The 21,112-nt window shown below is 54.0% G+C and carries 20 protein-coding genes; all 20 read left to right on the plus strand.

Annotated features, from left to right (window positions below; translation table 11 throughout):
- Window positions 1-757 precede the first annotated feature (757 nt).
- The 20 genes from VLH40_02175 (at window position 758) to VLH40_02270 (ending at window position 20,872) form a co-directional block, all read left to right on the plus strand.
- Window positions 758-2,788: a flagellin gene (locus VLH40_02175; protein HSV30817.1), complete on the plus strand. Its 2,031-nt coding sequence runs from the start codon at window positions 758-760 to the stop codon at window positions 2,786-2,788.
- Between the two features lie 154 nt (window positions 2,789-2,942).
- On the plus strand, window positions 2,943-3,263 hold the full coding sequence (locus tag VLH40_02180) for a four helix bundle protein (GenBank protein HSV30818.1): 321 nt from the start codon (window positions 2,943-2,945) through the stop codon (window positions 3,261-3,263).
- A complete protein-coding gene (locus VLH40_02185) occupies window positions 3,260-3,634 on the plus strand; it encodes a flagellar protein FlaG (protein HSV30819.1) in 375 nt (124 codons plus the stop codon). The genes VLH40_02180 and VLH40_02185 overlap by 4 nt, the downstream gene beginning before the upstream one ends.
- On the plus strand, window positions 3,634-5,010 hold the full coding sequence (gene fliD / locus VLH40_02190; GenBank protein HSV30820.1) for a flagellar filament capping protein FliD: 1,377 nt from the start codon (window positions 3,634-3,636) through the stop codon (window positions 5,008-5,010). Before VLH40_02185 ends, fliD begins: the two co-directional genes overlap by 1 nt.
- A 320-nt stretch (window positions 5,011-5,330) precedes the next feature.
- A complete protein-coding gene (gene fliS / locus VLH40_02195) occupies window positions 5,331-5,747 on the plus strand; it encodes a flagellar export chaperone FliS (GenBank protein HSV30821.1) in 417 nt (138 codons plus the stop codon).
- Entirely contained in the window at window positions 5,740-6,120 is a 381-nt protein-coding gene (locus VLH40_02200; protein ID HSV30822.1) for a hypothetical protein, read from the plus strand. Before fliS ends, VLH40_02200 begins: the two co-directional genes overlap by 8 nt.
- A 250-nt stretch (window positions 6,121-6,370) precedes the next feature.
- Complete coding sequence (locus VLH40_02205) at window positions 6,371-7,720, plus strand: sigma-54 dependent transcriptional regulator (GenBank protein HSV30823.1); 1,350 nt, start codon at window positions 6,371-6,373, stop codon at window positions 7,718-7,720.
- A gap of 622 nt (window positions 7,721-8,342) precedes the next feature.
- Window positions 8,343-8,714: a carboxypeptidase-like regulatory domain-containing protein gene (locus VLH40_02210; GenBank protein ID HSV30824.1), complete on the plus strand. Its 372-nt coding sequence runs from the start codon at window positions 8,343-8,345 to the stop codon at window positions 8,712-8,714.
- Between the two features lie 2 nt (window positions 8,715-8,716).
- Entirely contained in the window at window positions 8,717-9,331 is a 615-nt protein-coding gene (locus tag VLH40_02215) for a carboxypeptidase-like regulatory domain-containing protein (protein ID HSV30825.1), read from the plus strand.
- A 48-nt stretch (window positions 9,332-9,379) separates the two neighbouring features.
- Entirely contained in the window at window positions 9,380-10,609 is a 1,230-nt protein-coding gene (locus VLH40_02220) for an ROK family transcriptional regulator (GenBank protein HSV30826.1), read from the plus strand.
- Between the two features lie 70 nt (window positions 10,610-10,679).
- Entirely contained in the window at window positions 10,680-12,707 is a 2,028-nt protein-coding gene (locus tag VLH40_02225) for a chemotaxis protein CheA (GenBank protein HSV30827.1), read from the plus strand.
- A gap of 6 nt (window positions 12,708-12,713) precedes the next feature.
- Window positions 12,714-13,079 (plus strand): response regulator, encoded by a 366-nt coding sequence (locus VLH40_02230; GenBank protein HSV30828.1) that lies wholly within the window; start codon window positions 12,714-12,716, stop codon window positions 13,077-13,079.
- Window positions 13,080-13,122: 43 nt separating this feature from the next.
- Window positions 13,123-14,646, plus strand: coding sequence for an ATP-binding protein (locus VLH40_02235; protein ID HSV30829.1), 1,524 nt, complete (start codon window positions 13,123-13,125; stop codon window positions 14,644-14,646).
- Window positions 14,646-15,986 (plus strand): hypothetical protein, encoded by a 1,341-nt coding sequence (locus tag VLH40_02240; protein ID HSV30830.1) that lies wholly within the window; start codon window positions 14,646-14,648, stop codon window positions 15,984-15,986. Before VLH40_02235 ends, VLH40_02240 begins: the two co-directional genes overlap by 1 nt.
- A gap of 308 nt (window positions 15,987-16,294) precedes the next feature.
- A complete protein-coding gene (gene flgB, locus VLH40_02245) occupies window positions 16,295-16,705 on the plus strand; it encodes a flagellar basal body rod protein FlgB (GenBank protein HSV30831.1) in 411 nt (136 codons plus the stop codon).
- A 2-nt stretch (window positions 16,706-16,707) separates the two neighbouring features.
- Complete coding sequence (flgC, locus tag VLH40_02250) at window positions 16,708-17,103, plus strand: flagellar basal body rod protein FlgC (GenBank protein ID HSV30832.1); 396 nt, start codon at window positions 16,708-16,710, stop codon at window positions 17,101-17,103.
- Window positions 17,104-17,188: 85 nt separating this feature from the next.
- Entirely contained in the window at window positions 17,189-17,491 is a 303-nt protein-coding gene (fliE, locus tag VLH40_02255; GenBank protein HSV30833.1) for a flagellar hook-basal body complex protein FliE, read from the plus strand.
- A gap of 5 nt (window positions 17,492-17,496) precedes the next feature.
- Window positions 17,497-19,095: a flagellar basal-body MS-ring/collar protein FliF gene (gene fliF / locus VLH40_02260; GenBank protein ID HSV30834.1), complete on the plus strand. Its 1,599-nt coding sequence runs from the start codon at window positions 17,497-17,499 to the stop codon at window positions 19,093-19,095.
- Window positions 19,096-19,098: 3 nt separating this feature from the next.
- Window positions 19,099-20,118 (plus strand): flagellar motor switch protein FliG, encoded by a 1,020-nt coding sequence (fliG, locus tag VLH40_02265; GenBank protein HSV30835.1) that lies wholly within the window; start codon window positions 19,099-19,101, stop codon window positions 20,116-20,118.
- Window position 20,119: 1 nt separating this feature from the next.
- Window positions 20,120-20,872, plus strand: a complete 753-nt coding sequence (locus VLH40_02270) for a FliH/SctL family protein (GenBank protein ID HSV30836.1) — start codon at window positions 20,120-20,122, stop codon at window positions 20,870-20,872.
- Window positions 20,873-21,112: the final 240 nt, after the last annotated feature.

The following is a 21,112-nucleotide window of genomic DNA, read 5'->3' on the forward strand; positions in this document are numbered from 1 at the left end:
CTTTCTGCGTTGCAATATCCAAATGGGAATGCGTCTTTGCGTGAACCCGCCTCTGGCCTTCAGCAATGTAACACGAAGACAGGCAATACACAAGCGGCGGGTTTAGATCTACGAACTCGCGGTGGATCCAGGAGCGCCTGATCGGCGATACTCAGCATGAAGTGTTTGCCCACCTTCCCTCCGCGGAGGCAGGCTTTAGTGGCCCCGAACAAGACCTCCCGGGGGCGGGTGCGGTCTTCGACCAGGAGGGGGTTGAAGCAGACGATCAGCCGTTCCCCGGGGTAGTTGATTCCCGCAGGAGGATGACCGGAGGGGAGGGGGCTGCCGGTTGGGTACGATATCGCTATGCGTGGTTGTATCTATGGGGTGGTCATATTGGGTTGGAACTTCGCTCTGTGACCGTTGGTGACTACCCTCGGAGTCGGGGCGTCTGAGTCCGGCCGGGTTCGAAAGGAGGTGGCCTTTGGAGAAAGCTCTCTGGAAAATTTTTCTAAAACCCCCTTTCTCCCACTAAAGTTTCCGCTCGTTTGGCCGATAATTACCAGTGTATAAGTTTCTCGGGGCAGATGAGACGAGGCAACCCCGGCACTTTTTTAGGAGGTGATAGCCCAAACATACCGAATGAGCGATACCCACAACCAAAGGGACGGCAACTTGTCCGTTCCGGGGATGAGCAAGTAACGCTCATCCAGCGATAATGCAAGTTCCAACAAGGGCATGGATGCCCGAACATACCTTATGGAGGAGGTAAATTACAATGGGTCTGCGTATCAATCAGAACATGATGGCGCTCAACGCGCATCGTAACCTCGTGTCCACCAACAAAGCCCTCTCCCGCTCACTCGAAAGACTCTCTTCGGGTCTGCGCATCAACAGAGCCGCCGATGATGCCGCGGGATTGGCCATTTCGGAGAAAATGAGGGCTCAGGTACAAGGCCTGGGCCAGGCCATGCGTAACGCCGAAGACGGCATCTCCCTCATCCAGACCGCCGAAGGCGCGCTCAACGAAGTTCACTCCATCCTCCAACGCATGCGGGTGTTGTCCGTCCAGGCGGCCAACGACACCCTGACCTCCAGCGACCGGGTGGAAATCCAGAAGGAAATCAACCAGCTCAGGGTCGAGATCGACCGCATTGGCAATACCACCGAGTTCAACACCAAGCAGCTTCTCGATGGGACCACCGCGGCTCTGGCCTCGACCGATAGACTGTCGACGGTTGTTTTTATGCGCGACGGAATGAGAGTCATTGACCAGTTCGGTCAGAAGGCTGTCGGTGGCGGAAACTACCGCATCGATATCCAGGCAACTCCCGGTGCTGCTCAAGTGATGATGACCGACATCATGAGGGTCATGCACGCGGAGAATGTAAGGAATGTTCCCGGAACCGGGGCAAACGTGAGCATGGTACAGAGGTTCAATGTAGTGGGTGCCGCTGGAGCAGCGATATCTGAGATTAACATTGAACTTACCGCTGCCACTGCTACAACAACAGCTACCACTGTTACTTGGTCTGCAGCCGGCACTATAACCGTTCAGTTAGCTAGGGATGCGGCAGGGGCCGTTACCGCAACCACCCAGGATGTTTACAACGCATTGGCTGCAACTGCCGCTAATGTTTCTGTTCAGTCGCCGACCGGGGCAGGCCCTGTAGATATGGCTTTTAATGAGGTTTTCAACTTCAGACTGGGCGATGGGACCGTTGTGGCCCAAGAAGGATTGACTACCGTTGCCAATCAAATCGGCAGTTTCGTCGGTGATGTAGCTAACTTTTCTTCGGAGCTGCGCAACATCGACCGTTTTTGGGATGCCAGCGGGAACTTCCTGCTCCAAAACCCACAAACCATAACTCTTATCCAGGGCAATGGAAGGGAAGCCTCGATTACCCTGTTCAGCTCAGACACTGTTCAATCGGTGATCGACAAGCTCAATGTAGCTATCGGAGTTGGCCTGGAACAGAATCAGGATATTGGGACCGCCAGAGTCACTAATTATGTAAGCTACGTGAGTCCCCACCAGACGGCTGCCATAACAGATCAAGGATTTATGTCGGTTCCGGGTAACTTTGTCATCCAGACCGCGGTGACCGGAAATGACGGAGAGTTGAACTTTCTCGGGGACGAAGACCTGATCAAGGCGCTCAGCCTCACCACCGTTCAGCAATCAAGAGAAAATACTTTTAGTATCGATGTCTTTGACGCCCACGATCCGACCAGAATCGTAGCTTCCAATGTGGAAATATCCGGAAACCGCCTGATCGGACTTGTCCACTCCAGCGTCGACGTGGAGTTCGCCTCCAATAGCGGTCTTAGCGTAGCTTGGTCAGCCGCTTCAAGCTCATGGGTGTTCACGGGTGGGACAGCCAACCAAACCACTACTTTCGTCCACCTGGCTGACAATACCCAGGTCTTCCAGATCGGGGCCAATCCCTTGCAGGACGTGGGAGCGGCCATCGGTGACATGCGGGCTCGTTCCCTGGGGGTCCACAATGTACTGGTCACCACGCGTGACCTGGCCAACCGGGCGATCAGCCAGGTTGACCAGGCCGTTGCCCGAGTCTCCGGTGAACGTTCCAAGCTCGGTGCCCTGCAAAACCGGCTGGAACATACCATCTCTAACCTCGGCGTGAGCAGCGAAAACTTGGCCGCCGCCGAGGCCCGGATCCGCGATGTGGATATGGCCGAAGAGATGATGGCCTTCACCCGCGCGCAGATTCTCCTCCAGGCCGGCACCGCGATGCTGGCCCAGGCCAATACCATTCCGCAGACCGTTCTGCAGCTCCTGCGGTAGAGACCATAAAAAAAGCGGGGGGGGCTCAGGGCCCCCCGCTTTTTTTATGGCGAGGAGGGGAGGAAGCGATGAAGCGATGAGAGAGAGGCTCCCCTCATCATTGTTTACTGATCAGCGTTCACCGCTCCCTGCATTTACGGAGGAGCCCGAGAATGTGCAGGGGGTTGAAGAAGTGGGGAGTAATCTGGCTGGGGGAGCCGCCCGGTTTTCAAGGAAGGAATTTATCCAGTTTGTTGGAATGGCCCGGGGAGCATTATCTGAATTGGAAACGCAATTAATCATTGCAAAGAAGGTGGGATATCACGTTGATGGATTACTGATGGATGAGGTCGAGGTATTGCGCCGAAAAACGTTGAATTGTCCGCGCTATCTTAGGTTGGGAAATTGTCGTTACGGCGTGACAAAAAACGAGGATAAACCGAAAGAATTTTGTCGCTCTTCCTCGCTTCCTCCTCAAAGGGGTGAGAATGAATGAATGTTCAACCGGTATTGAAGGCGGCGGTTAGCGTGAATAACGCCGCCGTGGGCCAAAAGCGTGAGTTTTCGGAGATCAAGCCACCACGCGGTGAGGAGAAGGCGGCTATAGTCACAGAGGTGTCCGGTCGGGAGAGTCGGGAAATTCCGGAGGAAAAGGTCGCCGAGGTGGCCCGGGTTCTCAACCAGGTGCTGGCGATCCTGGATATCGAGGCCCGTTTTTCGGTGCACGAAAAGAGCCGGGAGATCATGGTCACGCTACTCAACCGGGACACCAAGGAAGTGATCCGCCAGATTCCCCCGGAAAAAGTGCTGGATATGCTGGCCCAGTTGAAAGAGCTGGTGGGAATACTGTTTGACGAGGTGATTTGATGGGCATTATGACGATTGACGGGCTGGTTTCGGGGTTGGATACCAGCGATATTATCAAAAAACTGATGGAGATTGAGCGGGCACCGATTACCCGGATGGAAAACGATAAGACGGTCAACGAGGCGAAAATCGAAATCCTGCAAGATCTCAACACCCGCCTCCTCACTCTGAAAAGCTATGCCGACAACTTGAAAACCCCTTCTTTTTTCCAGTCTAAGTCCGCCGTTTCTTCACAAAGCTCGGTCCTTGGCGCCGAGGCGGGAACGACGGCCCAGCCTGGGCGGCATGCCCTGACTGTTGAGCGGCTGGCCCTGGCTCACCAGGTTGCCGCGCACAACGGGATCGGGCAGGGGTACGCGAGCAAAACCGCGCCGGCTTTCGGGACCGGGACCATTACCCTTCAGATGGGGCAGACAACAAGGACCATCACCATAACAGCGGCGAACAATACGCTCGAGGGGATCCGCGACGCCGTCAACCGGACCGGACTCGCCCTCTCGGCCACCGTCGTCTCCACCGAGACGGGCTTTTCCCTGTTGGTGATGAGCAGAGAGACCGGAGTGGCGGGTGAGGTCGCTTTCACGGTGGATCTTACCGGATTTACGCCGGGTTACGAACTCGCTTTTCGTAACATCCAGCCGGCCCAGAACGCCCGGGTTCTCCTGGGGACCGTCAATCCCCTGGTGTATGAAGGCAACTCCAACCGGATAACCGACCTGATTCCCGGCGTGACCATCGACCTCAAGACAACCAGTGCTGTGCCGGTCATGCTTGACGTCACTGTAGATACCAGTCTCGTGGAAGAAAACATCAGGGGGTTCATTTCCAACTATAACGAAGTGCTGGACACGATCAAACAGCTCACCCGCTATAACCCCGAGACCCGGGACCAAGGGGTGTTTTTGGGAAATTTCGTCGTTTCCAACCTCCGGCATCAGCTCGAACGGGTGGTTTCCGGAATTGTGGCGAGCGCGCCACCGGAAACCAACAGTCTGCCCATGATCGGTATCCGACTCAGCCGGGAGGGACGCTTGCAGCTCGAAGACCCGGAAAAGCTCAGAACAGCCCTAACCGATAATCTCAACGGGGTCAGGAGCCTCTTTACCGGGGGGATCGCCACCGACCTGTCTGACACTTTGCGGAATCTCACCACCTCCAACGGAGGCGTTCTCTGGCTGGAACGCGACCGTTTTCAACAGCGCCTCACCCAAATCGACCGGCGCATTCAGTCCATGGAACATGTTCTTGCCCTGCGGGAAACCCGCCTTCGCCGCCAGTTCACCCGCCTCGAGGAAGTCCTGGGCGACCTTCAGGCCCAGGGCAATTGGCTAACCCAGCAAATACAACGTATGCAGACGGGAGCGGCGGGAGGATAGCAATGGGTGGATGGGTAGATGGGGAGACATGAGACGATCAGCCGTATCATTTCCGAACAATATTGCCGAAAGGGTAGCGAGAGCCTCCGGGAAAGAATATGTTCAGTTTACCTATATTGTCCCGGGAGCGCTCTCGGAATTGAAAACTCAACATCTGATTGCCAGGGGTTCGGTCTTTGTTGACGATGATGATGTGGCCAACAGCATTCTTAGCCCGAGAAAGAAAACTTTAAGCTTTCTCAGGTCGTTTAAAAACGATCAAAAAACCAATAGATTTAATGAATTGAATGAAGCGGTCACCAGAAAGGAGAACATCAGAAATGAATGCCTACAATGGGTTGATGACTCGTTCGTACCAGCGAAACGCGGTGGATACCGGATCGCCCCTGCGGCTGATTATCATGTTGTATGACGGTGCGATCCGGTTTTTTCGTCTGGCGGAGAAGGCCCGCCAGGACGGAAATGCTGAACAGGTTCGGGAGCATATTTTCAAAGCGGAGAAAATTATTTTCGAGTTGATGGCCTCTTTGAATATCGAGGAGGGTGGGGAGATCGCCGCCGGTCTGTTCCGGCTTTATCAATTCATGGTTGATCAGTGCAGTCATGTGCATGAGGAGAACGGAGCGGAGGCTTTGGCCAATATCCTCAAAATACTGGTCGGCTTGCGAGCATCTTGGGTAGAACTGGAAAAGGCGCCGCAAGTTTTTGAGCCTCAGCCGGTGAACGTCAGTGGATGATGCGCGGTACGAGAAACGGAAAATCGAATTGTATCGGGAGATGTACGGAATCACCCGGGATATGCTCTTATGCTCCGAGCGGGGAGCAATGGAGGAAGTGGCGGAGTGTATCGCGAAGCGAACGGTACTCATCGAGCAATTGAAATACCTGGCAGAGGAGGGCGGTCCGCATGGCCCGGATGAGGGGGAAAGCATGGTCGTCCTCTTGTGGGAGATGACGGAAATGGATGAAGCGGTCCGGAATAACCTGGAAAAAGGCCTTAAGGAAGAGACTGCCAGGATAGAAGAGGCGCGAAATCAGATGCGTATGCTCAAAAACGTACGGGACACCGCTTCTTCCTCCACACCCCGGTTTTTGGACAAAAAGGGGTAAAAGGAGACCATCTTAGATTTATTAAATAAATTTATAAATTTACGGCAATAACCCTGCAGTATTATCCTCAAGATACTTCTATTTCCACAAGACTTACAAATGTCTTTCATTTTGTGTACAATAAGACTGTGCTGAAGTCCTTCCACCGGCCATTGGATGACCAGCAGAAAAACAATGCTGGATAAACTGGTGAATAGCGGGATATGGAGAAGATCCGGTGAATTGCTTTTCAACCAATTTGGGGTGAGCCGTGACTGTTGCCAAAGTTCTGGTGGCTGATGACGAAAAGTACATGGCTGAGATGCTCTGTGAGATCCTCGAGGAAGAGGGGATGCTCGTGGAGACCGCCGCCCATGGCCGGGAGGCGCTGGAAAAATTCCGCAAATTTGACTTCGACCTGGTTCTCCTGGACCTCAGAATGCCGGAAATGAGTGGGCTGGAGGTCCTCCAGCAACTCAAGAAGGATGACCCCGACATCCCGGTGATAGTGATCACTGCGTATGGATCCGTCGACAACGCCGTGGAGGCGCTCAAGATCGGAGCGTATGATTTCGTTTCCAAGCCTTTCAAGATCGAAGAGCTGAAGAACGTCGTTTCCAAGGCTCTGGAGCTCGAAAGCTTGCGGCGGGAACGGGAATATCTCCGGGAAGAAATGCGGGAGGAATTCCAGTTCGAGGGGGTAGTCGGGGAATCACCGGCGATGCAGGAAGTGATGAAAGTGGCCAAGCTTGTGGCCAGGACCGGGGCTTCGGTTCTGATTTATGGGGAGAGCGGGACCGGTAAGGAATTGCTGGCCCGTTCGGTCCACAATCAAAGCGAGCGTCGGGACAAACCGTTCGTCGTGGTCAATTGTGGAGCGATCACTGAAACACTTCTGGAAAGCGAGCTGTTCGGACACGAGAAAGGATCTTTTACCGGGGCGCACAGCCGGAAGTTGGGAAAATTCGAATTAGCCGAAGGCGGGACGGTGCTTCTGGACGAGATCGGGGAGATGAGTCCGGCCATGCAGGTGAAACTTCTCCGGGTGCTCCAGGAGAAAAGCTTCGAACGGGTGGGTGGAACCCAGTTGATCCGGGTGGATGTGCGGATTATTGCCGCGACCAACCGGGACCTGAGTAAAGCCATGCAGGAGAACAGCTTCCGGGAAGACCTCTATTATCGGTTGAACGTAATGCCCATTGATTTACCGCCGCTGCGGGACCGCAAGGAGGACATCCCGGTTTTGTGTGAGTTTATCCTGAGAAAACATGCCAAGGTCCTCCACAAAAAAGTCAAAGGGATTTCTCCCCAGACCATGAGATTATTGAAAAAATATCATTGGCCGGGGAACATCCGTGAACTGGACAACGTCCTGGAACGAGCCCTGATCCTGACCCAGGACGAGACCGTCAAGATCGAAGACCTTTGGCTCTTCCGCGAGCAGGGCCGAGCCCAGAAATTCAAGCTGTTACAGGACATGGAAAAAGAATATGTCGCCCGGGTCCTCAATGCGGTGGAAGGGAGCCGAGAGAAAGCAGCCCTGATCCTGGGTATCAGCGAGACAGCATTGAATCAGCTTGCTGGGGAGAACAACACGGGAGAAAAAGGAAAAAAACTGTAAACAGTCAAAAAAAACCTCCTAATCTCAGGTTTCCCTCCTTTTTCTTGGATTATCCTATAATTGATTTTGCTGCAAAAACTCATTTCAGCAAGACCCCGTTGCCATCAGCAACGCCTCATCTGGCATTTTCTGGCACGCATCAATGACCATGTCCGGTTGCAGTGCTGCTAAAAAGGCCATCCTTGGCCTATTTACTTCGAAAATGCGGTGATTTCGGCGGCTGATTTAGGCAACTCAGGCCCCGGCTTCCTTCGTTCTTTTGCAGCAAAATTACTTATTGTAGTAGAATCATAATTTTTATCTGGTAATCTCCGGATCCTCAGCCGCCAGGCGTTCCTCTCCGGTTTTCCCTCACTGGGCGGGTTTTTGGCAACGATGTTTATCTCCTCCCCTTTGGTGAGCCGAGTAAAACCACCAACCCCGAAACTCTTATCCCGGAACTGTACGGCTCAGTGAATTTCATGAGCACTGCCAGGTGGTGTCGGGAGGGAAAAACGGAAGGCCGTTAGGTTGTAGGCTGAGAAACCAAACCGGAGTTTTATCATATTGGGGGGTCCTCTGAGCGCCTGAGCGCCTGAGGAACTGAGTCACTATAGCCTGCTGAAACAGGGGGATTATTCTAATGAAACTATGCCGAAACGGGATTGTTCTTTGTCTGGCCCTTGCCGGTGTTCTTGTGGGAGTGGCTCTTTTGGCCGGGTGTGTCCGCTGGCAGGAGAAAACGGTGGGTTTTTATGTCTATGCCATGGAACCTTTCTCGGTGGAAGGTTATGTCTTACCCCTTTTCGGAGCCCGGGTGGCGATTGCGGGCGGAGTTTCCCTGACGTTGTACACCAATTCCCACGGTAAGGCAGTCACGCAGCTCCCTCCGGGCACCTACCAGGTGACGGCGTCCCATTCCGGTTATTCCCCGGTTAACCGGGTGATTACTCTGTATACCTTGGATTTGGGCCCCCTATACTATGATTTTCAGCTGGCTCCTACGGGAGGGTAGTGATGCCAAGCCGGATTTTCATTGTTCAGGCCCTTTTGATTGGTTTTGTTCTTGTCGGGTGCGGCGGGTCGAACCTCTCCCAACTTCCCCCGGTCCGTCCCATGGTCAGCGTATCCGGCCGGATCACCGACGCCTCGAGCGGTGAAAGGCTTGGCGGAGCTTTGGTTAAGGTCCGGGACTATCCAACTCGTCGGGACCTAAGCGCCGTTGACGGCTCTTTCCTGTTACGCATGGTCCCTACCGGCCGGCAAATTGTCCTGGTCACCCTGTTCGGCTACGACCCTTATGAAACTGTGGTGGAGCTCGAGCCAAATCTCGATCTTACACTCACTGTCGCGATGGTTCCGCAACGGGGGGCCTTGCTGGGATACGTGTTCGATGAAACGGGCAATCCCCTGGGTGGAGCTCGGGTGACGGTCGGGGGGTTGTTCGTGAGCACAACCAGCGACGATGGGCGTTTCTCCTTTGTAGAGCTACCGGTTGGCGGTCATCTGATCGTCGTCGAAAAAACTGGGTATCTCCCACATACGGGAAGTGTCACTATCGCCAAGGGGGAATATGCTGTTTTGGAAATCACCCTTTTATTCCCCTTGGGAGGAGGAACCGGAAATAACTGAATAACATGTTATAATAGAGGGACCATAGGCACAAAAAGGAGGTTTCTGATGCCCAGAAGGAAAAATAACATCGTAAGAAATTACTATAAAGCTCTCATTAAAAACCTCAACCGGGTTTATGGTCCCATATCCCGGACGACTCTCCGGAAAATGACGGGAATGAAGCCGGCCAGCATTACCGACGTGACCAAAGAACTCTTGCAGGAAGGCATCATTCGGGAGAGAGGTCACGAGAGTTCCAAGCGAGGAAGAAGGAAGGTCCTCTTGGACATCAACCCGGACGGGGGACGGGCGGTGGCGGTGGAATTCAGCCCATCCCGGATTTTAGGGCTGGGGATCGACCTCAAGCTCGGGGTTTGCTACAAAACCCGGCGGTCGCTACCACCCAAAGCGGGCAAGGAGATCGTCATCGAGTCGATCAAAGGGGTATTTCGTGAGGTGTTCGACTCCCCTGGTGTCAAGGCGGCTCCGGTCCTCGGGTTCGGGGTGGCCGATCCGGGGATTGTCGATACGCGGGGCGGGATCTCGGTTTTCTCCACTCAGGTCAAGGGATGGGAAAATGTGCCGCTCAAGGAGATTTTTGAAAAGGAATTTCCCTATCCGTTTTTCGTGGAAAGGGATACCCGCTGTCGCTTGATAGCCGAGAAAAACCTCGGGTTGGCCCGTCCTTACAACGACATTCTGATGGTCGACCTTTCCTCCGGAGTCAGCTCCGGAGTCATGTCGGAAGGAAAGCTGTTTCGGGGGAGCCGGGGCGCCGCCGGGGAACTGGGACACATGATGATGGTGGAAAACGGACCCTACTGTAACTGTGGGAGCCAGGGTTGTCTCGAAGCGTTGGTGTCTTCTCGGGCGGTGGTGCAAAGGATCCTGGAGGCCATCCGGTCAGGGGCGACTTCCCTGCTCGAGGACATGGCCGGGGGAAACCCCGAGCGGATTGATATTCACATGGTTGCCCAGGCGGTGGAAGACGGAGATAAGCTCTCCCTGCGGGTGGTGGAGGAAACCGGCCGGCTGATTGGGGAAGCGATTGCCAATGCGGTGAACCTGTACAATCCGGAAATCGTGGTGCTCACTGGGGAACTTCTTTCCTTCGGGGATCATATTCTTCAGCCAATCGAGGGAACGGTGAGACGCCAGGCCTTGAGCTACAACACGGCCGACCTGAAAATCGAGGTGGCCGAAGTGGGTGAGGAAGGAGCGGCCTGGGGTATGGCTGCCCTGCTGCTTGATCAAGTTTTTGAAATCCGCGGCCTGCATCTGGAGGCAGAAGAATAGCTGCTCAAGAGCCGGCGGTGAGATAGTGCTTCGATAGTCAGCCGAACAATGAAGCCATGGGAGGTTAACCGTGCCGGACCAGTTTGATATCAATAAATATGTCGGGGTTTTCCTGGAAGAGGCCGATGAACATATCGAACGGCTTGAGGAAAACCTGGTGCAATTGGAAAAGGAACCAGGTAATCGAGAGCTCGTACAGGCGGCTTTCCGATCGTTTCATACCATCAAGGGCTCTTCGGGTTCCATGGGTTTTGCGCGAATGATGGAACTGGCTCACATAATGGAGAACGTTTTGGAAGGTGTGCGGGGCGGGCGGCTTGAGCCAGCCCCCCTGCTTATTGATGCGCTTCTGCGCGGTGTAGACCTCCTGAAAATCCTGCGGAACGATATATCCTTCCTCGGCCAAGAACCGGATGTCGACATCGGGACCGTGGTTAGCCTCCTGAAATCTTTTTTGTCTGAAAAACCCGGGGCCAATCCTTCGCCACCCATGGACTCAAAACTACGGCCGGAAAGACTGGCGGAGACTACGGAAGGTTCTTTCACAAGAAAAAAGGATCTGAATTTACAGGTCATCCTGAACGCAGAGTGCTCCATGAAGGGAGTGCGGGCCTACCTGGTGATTAACCGCCTGCAAGAAGCAGGAGTGACGGCGGTCTCTACCAATCCCTCCCTTGCGGACCTTGAAACTGAAAACTTCGGCCAGGAATTCACGGTCATAATCCAAACCGAGAAAGGTGAAGAAAATATCCGTCGGATAGTCGAATCGATCGCCGAAATCGACCGGGTTGAATTTCTGCAGGATATTGACCAAGAAGCGCTTCAGAAATCGGATGTCCCCCAGAAGGTGGTCGAAAAGCGGGGAGAGGAAGAAAAACTGTCCCGCAACCTGAAAAAAACCGTTCGGGTTGACGTCGAGAGGCTTGATGCTCTCCTTAACTTGGTCGGGGAGCTGGTCATTGACCGCGCCCGGCTGGAGGACACCATTCAGAAGTTTTCCGACGCACATTCGAACAACGGGCTTCAAGAGATTCTGACCGAAACCACCACTCATATCGGTCGGGTGACCAACGAGCTTCAAATGGAAATTATGAAAGCCCGCATGTTGCCGCTGTCCGAGGTTTTTAACCGGTTTCCCCGGATGGTCCGAGATCTTGCCCGCCAGTCGGGGAAGGACGTTGATTTTATAGTGGAGGGCGAAGAAACCGAGCTCGATCGCTCGCTCCTGGAGGAAATCACCGATCCTTTGATACATCTTCTGCGTAACGCGGTCGACCACGGGATCGAGGAGCGTGAGGAACGCCTGTCCCGGGGCAAGCCGGAACGGGGTACGATTCTCCTCAAGGCCTACCAGGAGGAGAACTCGGTGGTGATCTTGATCCGGGACGATGGAAAGGGGATGTCTCTCGAGCGTTTGCGGTCCCGTATGCTCCAGTTGAGCCTGTTCACTGGTGATGAAGTGGCGCAAATGACTGACCAGGAAGTGTTGGAGATCATTTTCACCCCCGGATTTTCTACCAGTACGGTTGTGACGGACGTTTCCGGCCGGGGCGTAGGCATGGATATCGTGAAAAAAAATATCGAACGGGTAAATGGGCAGGTTTTACTGGAAAGCGACGAGGGTAAAGGGACCTCCTTCTATCTTCGACTGCCCCTGACGTTGGCCATTGTCCGGGCGCTTCTCATCAAAGCCGATCATTCGATCTATGCGCTCCCCTTGAACGCTGTGGTGGAAATTGAAAAGGTGGAACGGAAACAGGCCTGCTGGGTCAACAAAGTCCTCGTATCGGTTTTCCGGGATCAGACCTTGCCGCTCTTACGTTTGGACGATCTCTTGCGCTCCCGGAAGGCGGAATTCGTTGAAAGTGCGCCAGTTCCGGAAACCCTCTATGTCATAGTAGTGAAAATTGCGCGGAACATGGCCGGTCTGGTGGTGGATGAGATTATCGGTGAACAGGAGATCGTCATCAAATCGTTGGGTTCTTTCGTTGGAGACATCAGGGGATTAGGCGGAGCAACCATTCTCGGTGATGGCAGGATTTCCTTGATATTGGATGTTGCCAGCTTGCTCTGGAAATTTTCTCACGTAGGAGGTTAGCGGTTTATGGCTGGAAAAATCATGATCGTTGACGATGCCGCCTTTATGAGGATGATGCTCAAGGACATTATCACCAAGAATGGCTTTGAAGTGGTTGCCGAAGCCGCCAACGGCCGGGAAGCGGTAATGAAGTTTGACGAACTGAAGCCGGATTTGGTGACCATGGATATCACGATGCCGGAAATGGACGGAATCAATGCCACCAAGGAAATCAGGTCGAAAAATCCTGAGGCGAAAATCATCATGTGCAGCGCTATGGGACAGCAGGCCATGGTGGTGGACGCCATCCAGGCGGGAGCCAAGGATTTTGTGGTCAAACCGTTCAAACCGGACCGGGTTCTCGAAGCGATAAAAAAGGTTCTGGGGTTATGAAATCGACCAGTTGGATGAAGACGGTCTAGGTAAATCGCGGGTAATGACCAGGCTGGACAGCGATTTTGTACGGTATTTTCTCAGGAATCTTCGTCGTTTCCTGAGCGCTTCCTTTGTCGTTCTGGTGAGTGGAGAGAAGAGGGTGCCGGTTTGTTACAGCGGGCTCCACCGGTATCGCGCCTCCTTGCGTAATATTCTCTCGATGCTTCCCCCCGGCAAAAGGGAAGAAACCCTGCGCCTGACGGTGGCCAGGGATCGAGCACTTACCGTCCGGGTGCTTTATTTAGGCGAAAGCGGATTGTTGTTGGTCGGGAACAGTGAAAACGAGGATCACGAATTTCTCAAAATTCCGTTGCCCGGACGGGAACGCCGGGTCCTCGAGCGGTTTCTGATAAAAATTGGAGAGGAAAGCGGCTTGGACGTAGAGTCCGCCCTGTTTTCCTATAGTTTTTTCAGCCGGATTCCCTTCGGATTGTTGGTGATGGATTTCCAGGGAAAAATCATCGAATGGAACGAGAAAATGGCCATACTCAGCGGTTGGTCTAGACAGCAGGTCCTGGGCCACCGGTATTCTGAGTACCTGCTTTGTGACGTGCCCCTGGAAAGCCTGTTGCGTGGTCTATTGTTCGGCGACAGCCTCTTCCTGCGGAATTATCGATTTATGAGCCGGCACCAGGAAGAAATTCTGATGAATGTTCATCTCTTTTTGTGGGAACGGGATGAACGGTTTCCTCGGGTGGTCTTCGTGGTCGAAGATGTCACCGAGAAAGCCAGGCTGGGGGAAAATGTCCGCCAGATTGAAAAACTCTCGACCCTGGGTCGTTTTATTTCCGGAATCGCCCACGAAATCAACAATCCACTGGCGGTCATCTACGGGTACTCCCAGATGCTTCTGCAAAGCTTGGATCGGGAAACGGCGGACTGCCGGGAGTGCAAGACGGTGCGACGTGGTCTGGAACGTATCGAAGACGAAGCTGAGCACTGCGGAAAACTCATCCAGAATCTGATCGATTTTTCCAAGCCCACCTCTCTCCATCGGGAGCTGACCGACATCAACCTACTGGTTAAGGAAAGCCTGAATCTGATGGATATATACCTACTGCAGGGGAGGAAGACGGAATTCAGCCTGGCTCCTGATCTCCCCGAAATCATGGTCGATCGCCTCAAATTGAAGCAGGTTTTTATCAACCTGGCCAAAAACGCCTTCGAAGCCATGACCGGCGAAACCGGACGGATGCTCCTGTCCACACGGCTTCGGACCCTCTCCTCCCTTCCCGGTAAAGATCTGTCTTTGGTTTTGAGCGCGACGGAAAATCGCCGTCAGGACGGTCTCCGCTTCGTCCAGATTATTTTCTCCGACAATGGCGAAGGTATTTCCCGGGACAAGATACCGCACATATTCGAACCCTTTTATACCACGCGTGACCGGGGAACCGGCCTGGGTCTTTCCATCTGTTACGGCATTGTGAAAACGCACGGGGGATGGATCGAGATCGATTCTCCGTGCGAAAACGAGCGGGGGACCACGGTAACGATTTTTCTTCCTGTGGAGGCGAAGACATCCTGATGTCCAGGCTCAGGCAGGTGATGAGAACCGTTACCCGGCAGCAGATGTTACCCAAGATGGTTGTGGCGGGAGAGATGATGGCCATGAACCTGGTTGAACTCGAACAGAAACTCCAGGGGATCCTCGAAGAGAACCCGGCTCTTGACTTCAGTGACGATGGTTTGTGTTTCTTCTGCGGCGGCCGTCTCGGACGACACCATGAACAATGTCCCAACTGTGGCCGCAACCTTCGCGCTGGAAGCCAGAACGAGATGCCCATTGAAGACGTTCCCTCGATTCATCAGATGCGCAACTGGAAAAACCTTCTCCAGGAGGAGATCGAGTCCTTTGTCGAACTTGTGCCGGAGGACATCAACCTGTTCCGCTTATTGATCATTAACCTTGACCGGGAAGGGTTTCTGCGGGTCGACCTGGACCAGTTGGCCCTAATTGCCCAAGAAACGGAAGGCCGCATCCGGGATTTGATCGATAGAATTCGCGCAGCCGGATTTCCCGGTTTTGCCTGCCGGGACGCCGTGGAATTTCTGGTTGTCCAGCTCCGGGACCTGGGAACGCTCGATTCGTCGCATTCCTTTGATGCGATCAGGAAGGAAATACGGAGAAGCCCCCAGTGGTTCGAAAAGCTGGTGGAAACGGTGCGGGACCGGCTATCCTACTCTCCCGCTCAGCTGTTCGAAGCCTCCTTGGGCCAGGAGCGGGACATTGTCTCCAGTGAGGAGGAATACATACGCTGGGACGCGGAAATCTGGGAAAATGAAGAAGGTCGTTTTGATGTCGCCCTGCTTTCCTCATCCCTCCTGGACGTGAATATCAACCGGGAGTTTGTTCGGATCGTGAACCAAGAGACGGCAAATTTTTCGGAAAAAGATCGGTTGTATTGTCAGGAAAAACTACGCGAGGCGAAAGAAGTGATATCCTGTCTGAGTTACCGGCACAGGCTGCTCCTGTCGGTCCTGCAGTATATCGTGAGCCAGGAACAGGATTATTTCCGCCATGGCTTTCGCTATTACGTCCCGCTCAAACAGCGGGAAATCGCCGAGGCGCTGGGGGTGTCCAACAGTGGCATCTGTCAGATCCTGAAAAACAAAGCCGTGCGTTTCCCGGAGGGAACGGTGCGGGACATCAAATTTTTTTTCAATACCTCCTACCCGGTGAAGGAAATGATCCGGATTCTCCTTGCCCGCGAGAACCCCCGGCACCCCTTTTCCGACCGAAAACTCCAGATGGAGCTCAAAGAAAACGGCTTTGCCCTCTCGCGACGCAGCATCACCCTCTACCGTGAAGATATGGGCGTCTTGCCTTCCTTCCTGAGAAGAAGAATGTGGGCTTCAACGCACTGAAGCGGTTCGCTGTGACGGTCAATACTCCTCTCTGATTTTTTCTGATTGTCCTCCTTTTGGCAAGAAATTTTATCCCTATCCCCAATTAGGTGCAGGCAACAGGCCTTGGACTAACCCGACTAAGAGGAAAGCGCTTGTCGTCCCGCAGGGGAGGTATTCATCGGGGAACGTTGTAGGACATTGTTTGACCCCTGATTCTGGATCATGCTGGATCATGACCGGGGGGGAGGTCAAGTGCGGGTGTGTGATGATCAGCGTGGTGGCTGGTACTGGCAACGCATGCCCACCATGAAAGGGAGGTGAAATCGGTGACCGGGAAAATAGTCCATAATAGAATCATCAACCTTTTGGAGCGGGGCTTGGATGCCTCGGCCTTCCGGCATGGGATCCTGGCCGGTAATGTGTCCAACGTGGAAACGCCGGGATATCGTCGGTTCGACATGGATTTTACCGGGTACCTGGAAGCCGGGATTCAAAAGCAAACAGCGAAGCTTCCGCTTGTGTTCACTCATGAAAACCATTTCCGCGAAGGGCCATACCGGATCAAGGGTCTCGAAAAAGAAATGGAAGAATTTGCCGTCCGGCAGGACGCCTCAGGGGTTGATATCGAAAAAGAAATGACTTTGGTTCTGCAGAACGCCCTCTATCATCAAATTCTGTCCCGTATAATTTCCGATAGGCTAAGCGGGCTGCGCAACGTTATCCGGGAGGTCCGATAACCATGAAACTTTTCCGTCATCTTGATATCAGCGCCTCCGCCCTCACTGCCGGACGCTTTCGCATGGATGTTATCGCCACCAACATCGCCAACGCGGAGTCCACCCGTACGGAGAACGGCGAGGTTTTCCGCCGCAGACAGGTCGTCTTCCAGCCGATCAGGGAAACCGGCGGAGTAAAAGTGGTACGGGTCATGGAAGATCAGGTCACACCTACCCGCTTTGTCTACCAGCCCGGCCATCCCGACGCGAATCCCAGCGGGTATGTCGAATTTCCCAATGTGATTATGGTCAATGAAATGGTGGACCTGATGGCCGCTACCCGAGCCTATGAAGCCAATATCACCGTATTGAATGCATCCCGGGAAATCATCAATGCCAGCCTGGGCATTGGAAGGTAAATCGGTGAACCGTGATCAGTGATCGGCGTTCAATCAATTGCCTTGCTCCATCACTGATCACGGTACTTTACAGGAGAGTGGATCGATGATTATTCGTGATTTGACGTCGATATATAACGGATTGAAGTCTTTGCCCGGAACGGAACAGGAGAAAGTTGGACCGGGACCGTCTGGTTTCGGTAACGCGTTGACCGACGCCCTGCAGGAGGTCAATGAACTGCAGCATGCGGCGAATAAGGAGATCGAGAGCGTGGTCCTGGGAACGGAGCAAAACGTCCACCAGGCGCTTATCGCCATGGAGAAAGCCGGTATCGCTATGCAGTTGACGATCCAAATACGAAACAGAGTGGTTGAAGCTTATCAGGAAATCATGAGAATACAGGTATAGATAGAATGCAAAGACCATTTTCCGATCTCCAGAGCCAGCTTAAAAAAGTCTGGGGCGGGATGAGCCAGGGCCAGAAGATCGTCTTCCTAATGATCAGCGCAACCCTGATTGCAGGATTGATTACTGTGGTAATTTATTCCGGCCGGCCTGACTTTGCCGCCATTTACCAGCAGTTGGGTCCGGAAGAGGCTGGGCAAGTGGTGGATAAGCTTCGGGAACTCAATATTCCCTACCGGATTTCCGCGGGAGGGACCCGTATCGAGGTTCCCCAAGATCAGGTCCATGCGGTGCGCATGCGCATGGCCCAGGAGGGCATCCCTCCCCGGGGAACCGGCTTCGAACTATTTGACCGGGGCACTTTTGGGTTGACCAATTTCTTGCAGCGGGTCAATTACCAGCGAGGACTCCAGGGAGAACTGGAACGAACCATCATGCAGCTCGAGGGAGTGGAGAGCGCCCGGGTTCACTTGGTCATGCCCGAAGACGGGCTATTCCTGGATGAACGCCGAGAACCTACCGCTTCTGTGGTACTCCGGATGCGTCCAACTGCAACGTTAGGGGAACCGCAAACCGAAGCTATCACTAGCCTGGTGGCCAACAGCGTCGAGGGTCTCAATCCGAACCGGGTGACCATTGTCGACGACCGGGGGAATATCCTGGCTACAGGCACGGATGAAGCCAGTTGGACCTCGCTTTCCGGTTTTTCGGCCATGCAACTGGCCATGAAGAGAGATTATGAAGACGGGCTGACCCGCCGGATCCAAAGCATGCTCGAAAGCGTCCTGGGGTACCGGCGGGCAGTCGTGAGGGTCAGTGCCGACATTGATTTCGAACGCCGGGAGGGAGAAAAGGAAATTTTCGAACCAATCACCGGTACCGAGGGGATTCCCCGCAGCATTCAGGAGACCGAAGAACGCTATGAGGGCGGTGGCCAGTTTCCGGGAGGCGTCCCCGGTATCGGATCGAATATTCCCGTGTATGGCACCGAAGAACCTCCCCAGGAACACGGTACCTACTCCCGCCGGGATTCCACGGTCAACTTCGAGATCAACCGGATCACCGAGCGCTTTGCAGTCAGTCCGGGCCGCCTCAATCGACTGTCCGTGGCGGTCCTGGTTGACGATACCTTACTTCCCGAAGACCTGGTCAGGGTGAATGAGGCGGTCCGGGCCGCCTCCGGCGCCGATCCGGCCCGTGGTGATGTAGTCATCGTAGAGGCGGTGCCTTTCAACCCCGAGATCTGGGAAGAAGAACGGCGGGCACTAGAAACCCGCCGCTTGTTGGAATTCATCGAGCTTTTTGCCAAATACGGAATTCTGGCTGCCCTGCTTATTCTCATGTTTATCATGGGCCGTCGCATTCTGGCTGCGGCGACGGCGACACCCGAAGAAGTTTTCGCTGAGTTCTATGAAGACGATAAAGAATACGGGGAAGCAGGGGAGGGCGAGGAAGAATTGGTCCCGGTCCGGCTTGGAGATCTGTCGCGGGAAGAGAAGATGCGCATGGAACTCCAGGGACACATGGAAAGCGAGATCAAGAAGCTCTTGCAGAGCAACCCCGAAGATGGGGCAAAGCTGATCCGAAACTGGTTAGTCGAGGAGTAGGCGATGGCGATTATCCCCCGTAAGGAGTTCACCGGAAGGCAGAAGGCGGCGATACTTTTGGTCAGCCTCGGTTCGGATGTCTCCGCGCAAATTCTGAAGCGTCTCTCGGAAGACGAGATTGAGAATCTCACCCTGGAAGTAGCCACACTGGAAAAAGTGCCCCCCGAGATCCGGGAATCGGTGATAAACGAATTTTACCATATGGCCGTTGCCCAACAATTCATATCCCAGGGAGGGATCGATTTCGCCAGGCAGCTCTTGGAAAAAGCGCTGGGCGCCCACAAGGCCCAGGAAATCATTCACCGCCTTTCCTCAAATCTCCAGGTAACCCCCTTTGAAACGCTGCGCCGCGCGGATGCTTTCCAGGTTTTGAACTATGTCCAGAACGAACACCCCCAGACCATTGCCCTGATTCTTTCGTATCTCAAGCCTGACCAGTCGGCCCTCCTTTTGGGGAGCCTCTCGGAAGTCGTGCGGGGAGAGGTGGCCATGCGGGTGGCGACGATGGATCGCACCTCTCCGGAAGTGATCCGGGATATCGAAACGGTGCTCGAACGTAAAATCGCCAACTTCTTGACCCGGGACTTTACCCGGGTCGGCGGCAAGAAGAAACTGGTGGAAATCCTGAACAAGAGCGACCGGGGAACTGAAAAAAGCATTTTGGAGGCCCTCGAAGAACGCAATCCCGAACTTGCCGAAGAAATCAAGTCCGAGATGTTTGTCTTCGAAGACATCGTGGTTTTGGATGATCGTTCCATCCAGCTGGTTTTACGCCAGGTGGACACGAAAGATCTCTCCCTGGCGCTCAAGGGGGTCAGCGGGGACGTGGGCGACAAGATTTACCGCAATATGTCCCAAAGGGCGGCGCAGATGCTCAAGGAGGACATGGAATATATGGGTCCGGTACGGGCCCGTTCGGTCAACGAAGCACAGCAAAAGATCGTGAACGTGATCCGTCGTCTCGAGGAAACCGGAGAGATCATTATTTCCCGCGGTGCCGGAGAGGATGAAATCATTGCATAAAGTGTATAAACTGGTCGACCTCCTTGAGCAAGCCGTGCGGGTGGGCGAACCTCTCGTTACAGACACCCTTGAGGACGAAACTGATCCAGGTGAGACCTTTTCACCGGATAATGATGGCTCCCGGGAAAAAATACTTCGGGATCGTCGGGAAGCGATTTTAGAGGAAGCTCGCCGGGAACGGGACGCTATCCTCACCCAAGCCCGACAGGAGGCGGAGATCCTGGTAAAAGCGGCCTGTGAAGAGTGTGAATCGCTCCATGAAACTGCCCGGGAAGGGGGCCGGGAAACCGGTGTCCATGAAGGGCGGGAATGGGTCAAGCAAGAATGGGAGCGAAAGGTCGCCCTTTTCGAACAGTGGTTCCAGACAATCCGGAAAAGCCGGGAAGAGCTTCTGGAGACCATCAGGGAACCATTGATGGATTTGTGTGTCTTTATTGCCGAAAAAATTATCCAGCGGGAAGCGGAACGGGACCCCTTCATCATGCATATGATCAAGCGAGCTTTGGAGAAACTCTCCCATCGGGAGCGGGTGGTAGTCCGCGTCAACCCGATGGAATACGTACTGGTCCGGGAATTGAAAGACGATCTTCTGGCCCGGGTGGACGGAATCGATTTCCTGGAAATTCGGGAAGATAACCGGATAGAAGCCGGCGGCTGTCTGGTGGAGACGCTCTATGGCACTGTCGATGCCCGGATCAAAGACCAGTTGGACATTATCCGGGAGATCCTCCGCGAGGCCATCCGCATTATCTAAATGAATTAACGTGTGACCGGGCAACCGGTAATCTAATCTTGATTTTGCTGCAAAAACTCATTTCAGCAAGGCCCCGTTGCCATCAGCCCCGCCTCATCTGGCATTTTCCCGCACGCATTAATGACCACGTCTGGTTGCAGTGCTGCTGAAAAGGCCGTCCTTGGCATATTTACTTCGAAAATGCGGTGATTTCGGCGGCTGATTCAGGCAACTCAGGCCCCGGCTTCCTTCGTTTTTTTG

The organism is Atribacteraceae bacterium (assembly GCA_035477455.1).
In the GTDB taxonomy this organism is placed as follows: domain Bacteria; phylum Atribacterota; class Atribacteria; order Atribacterales; family Atribacteraceae; genus DATIKP01.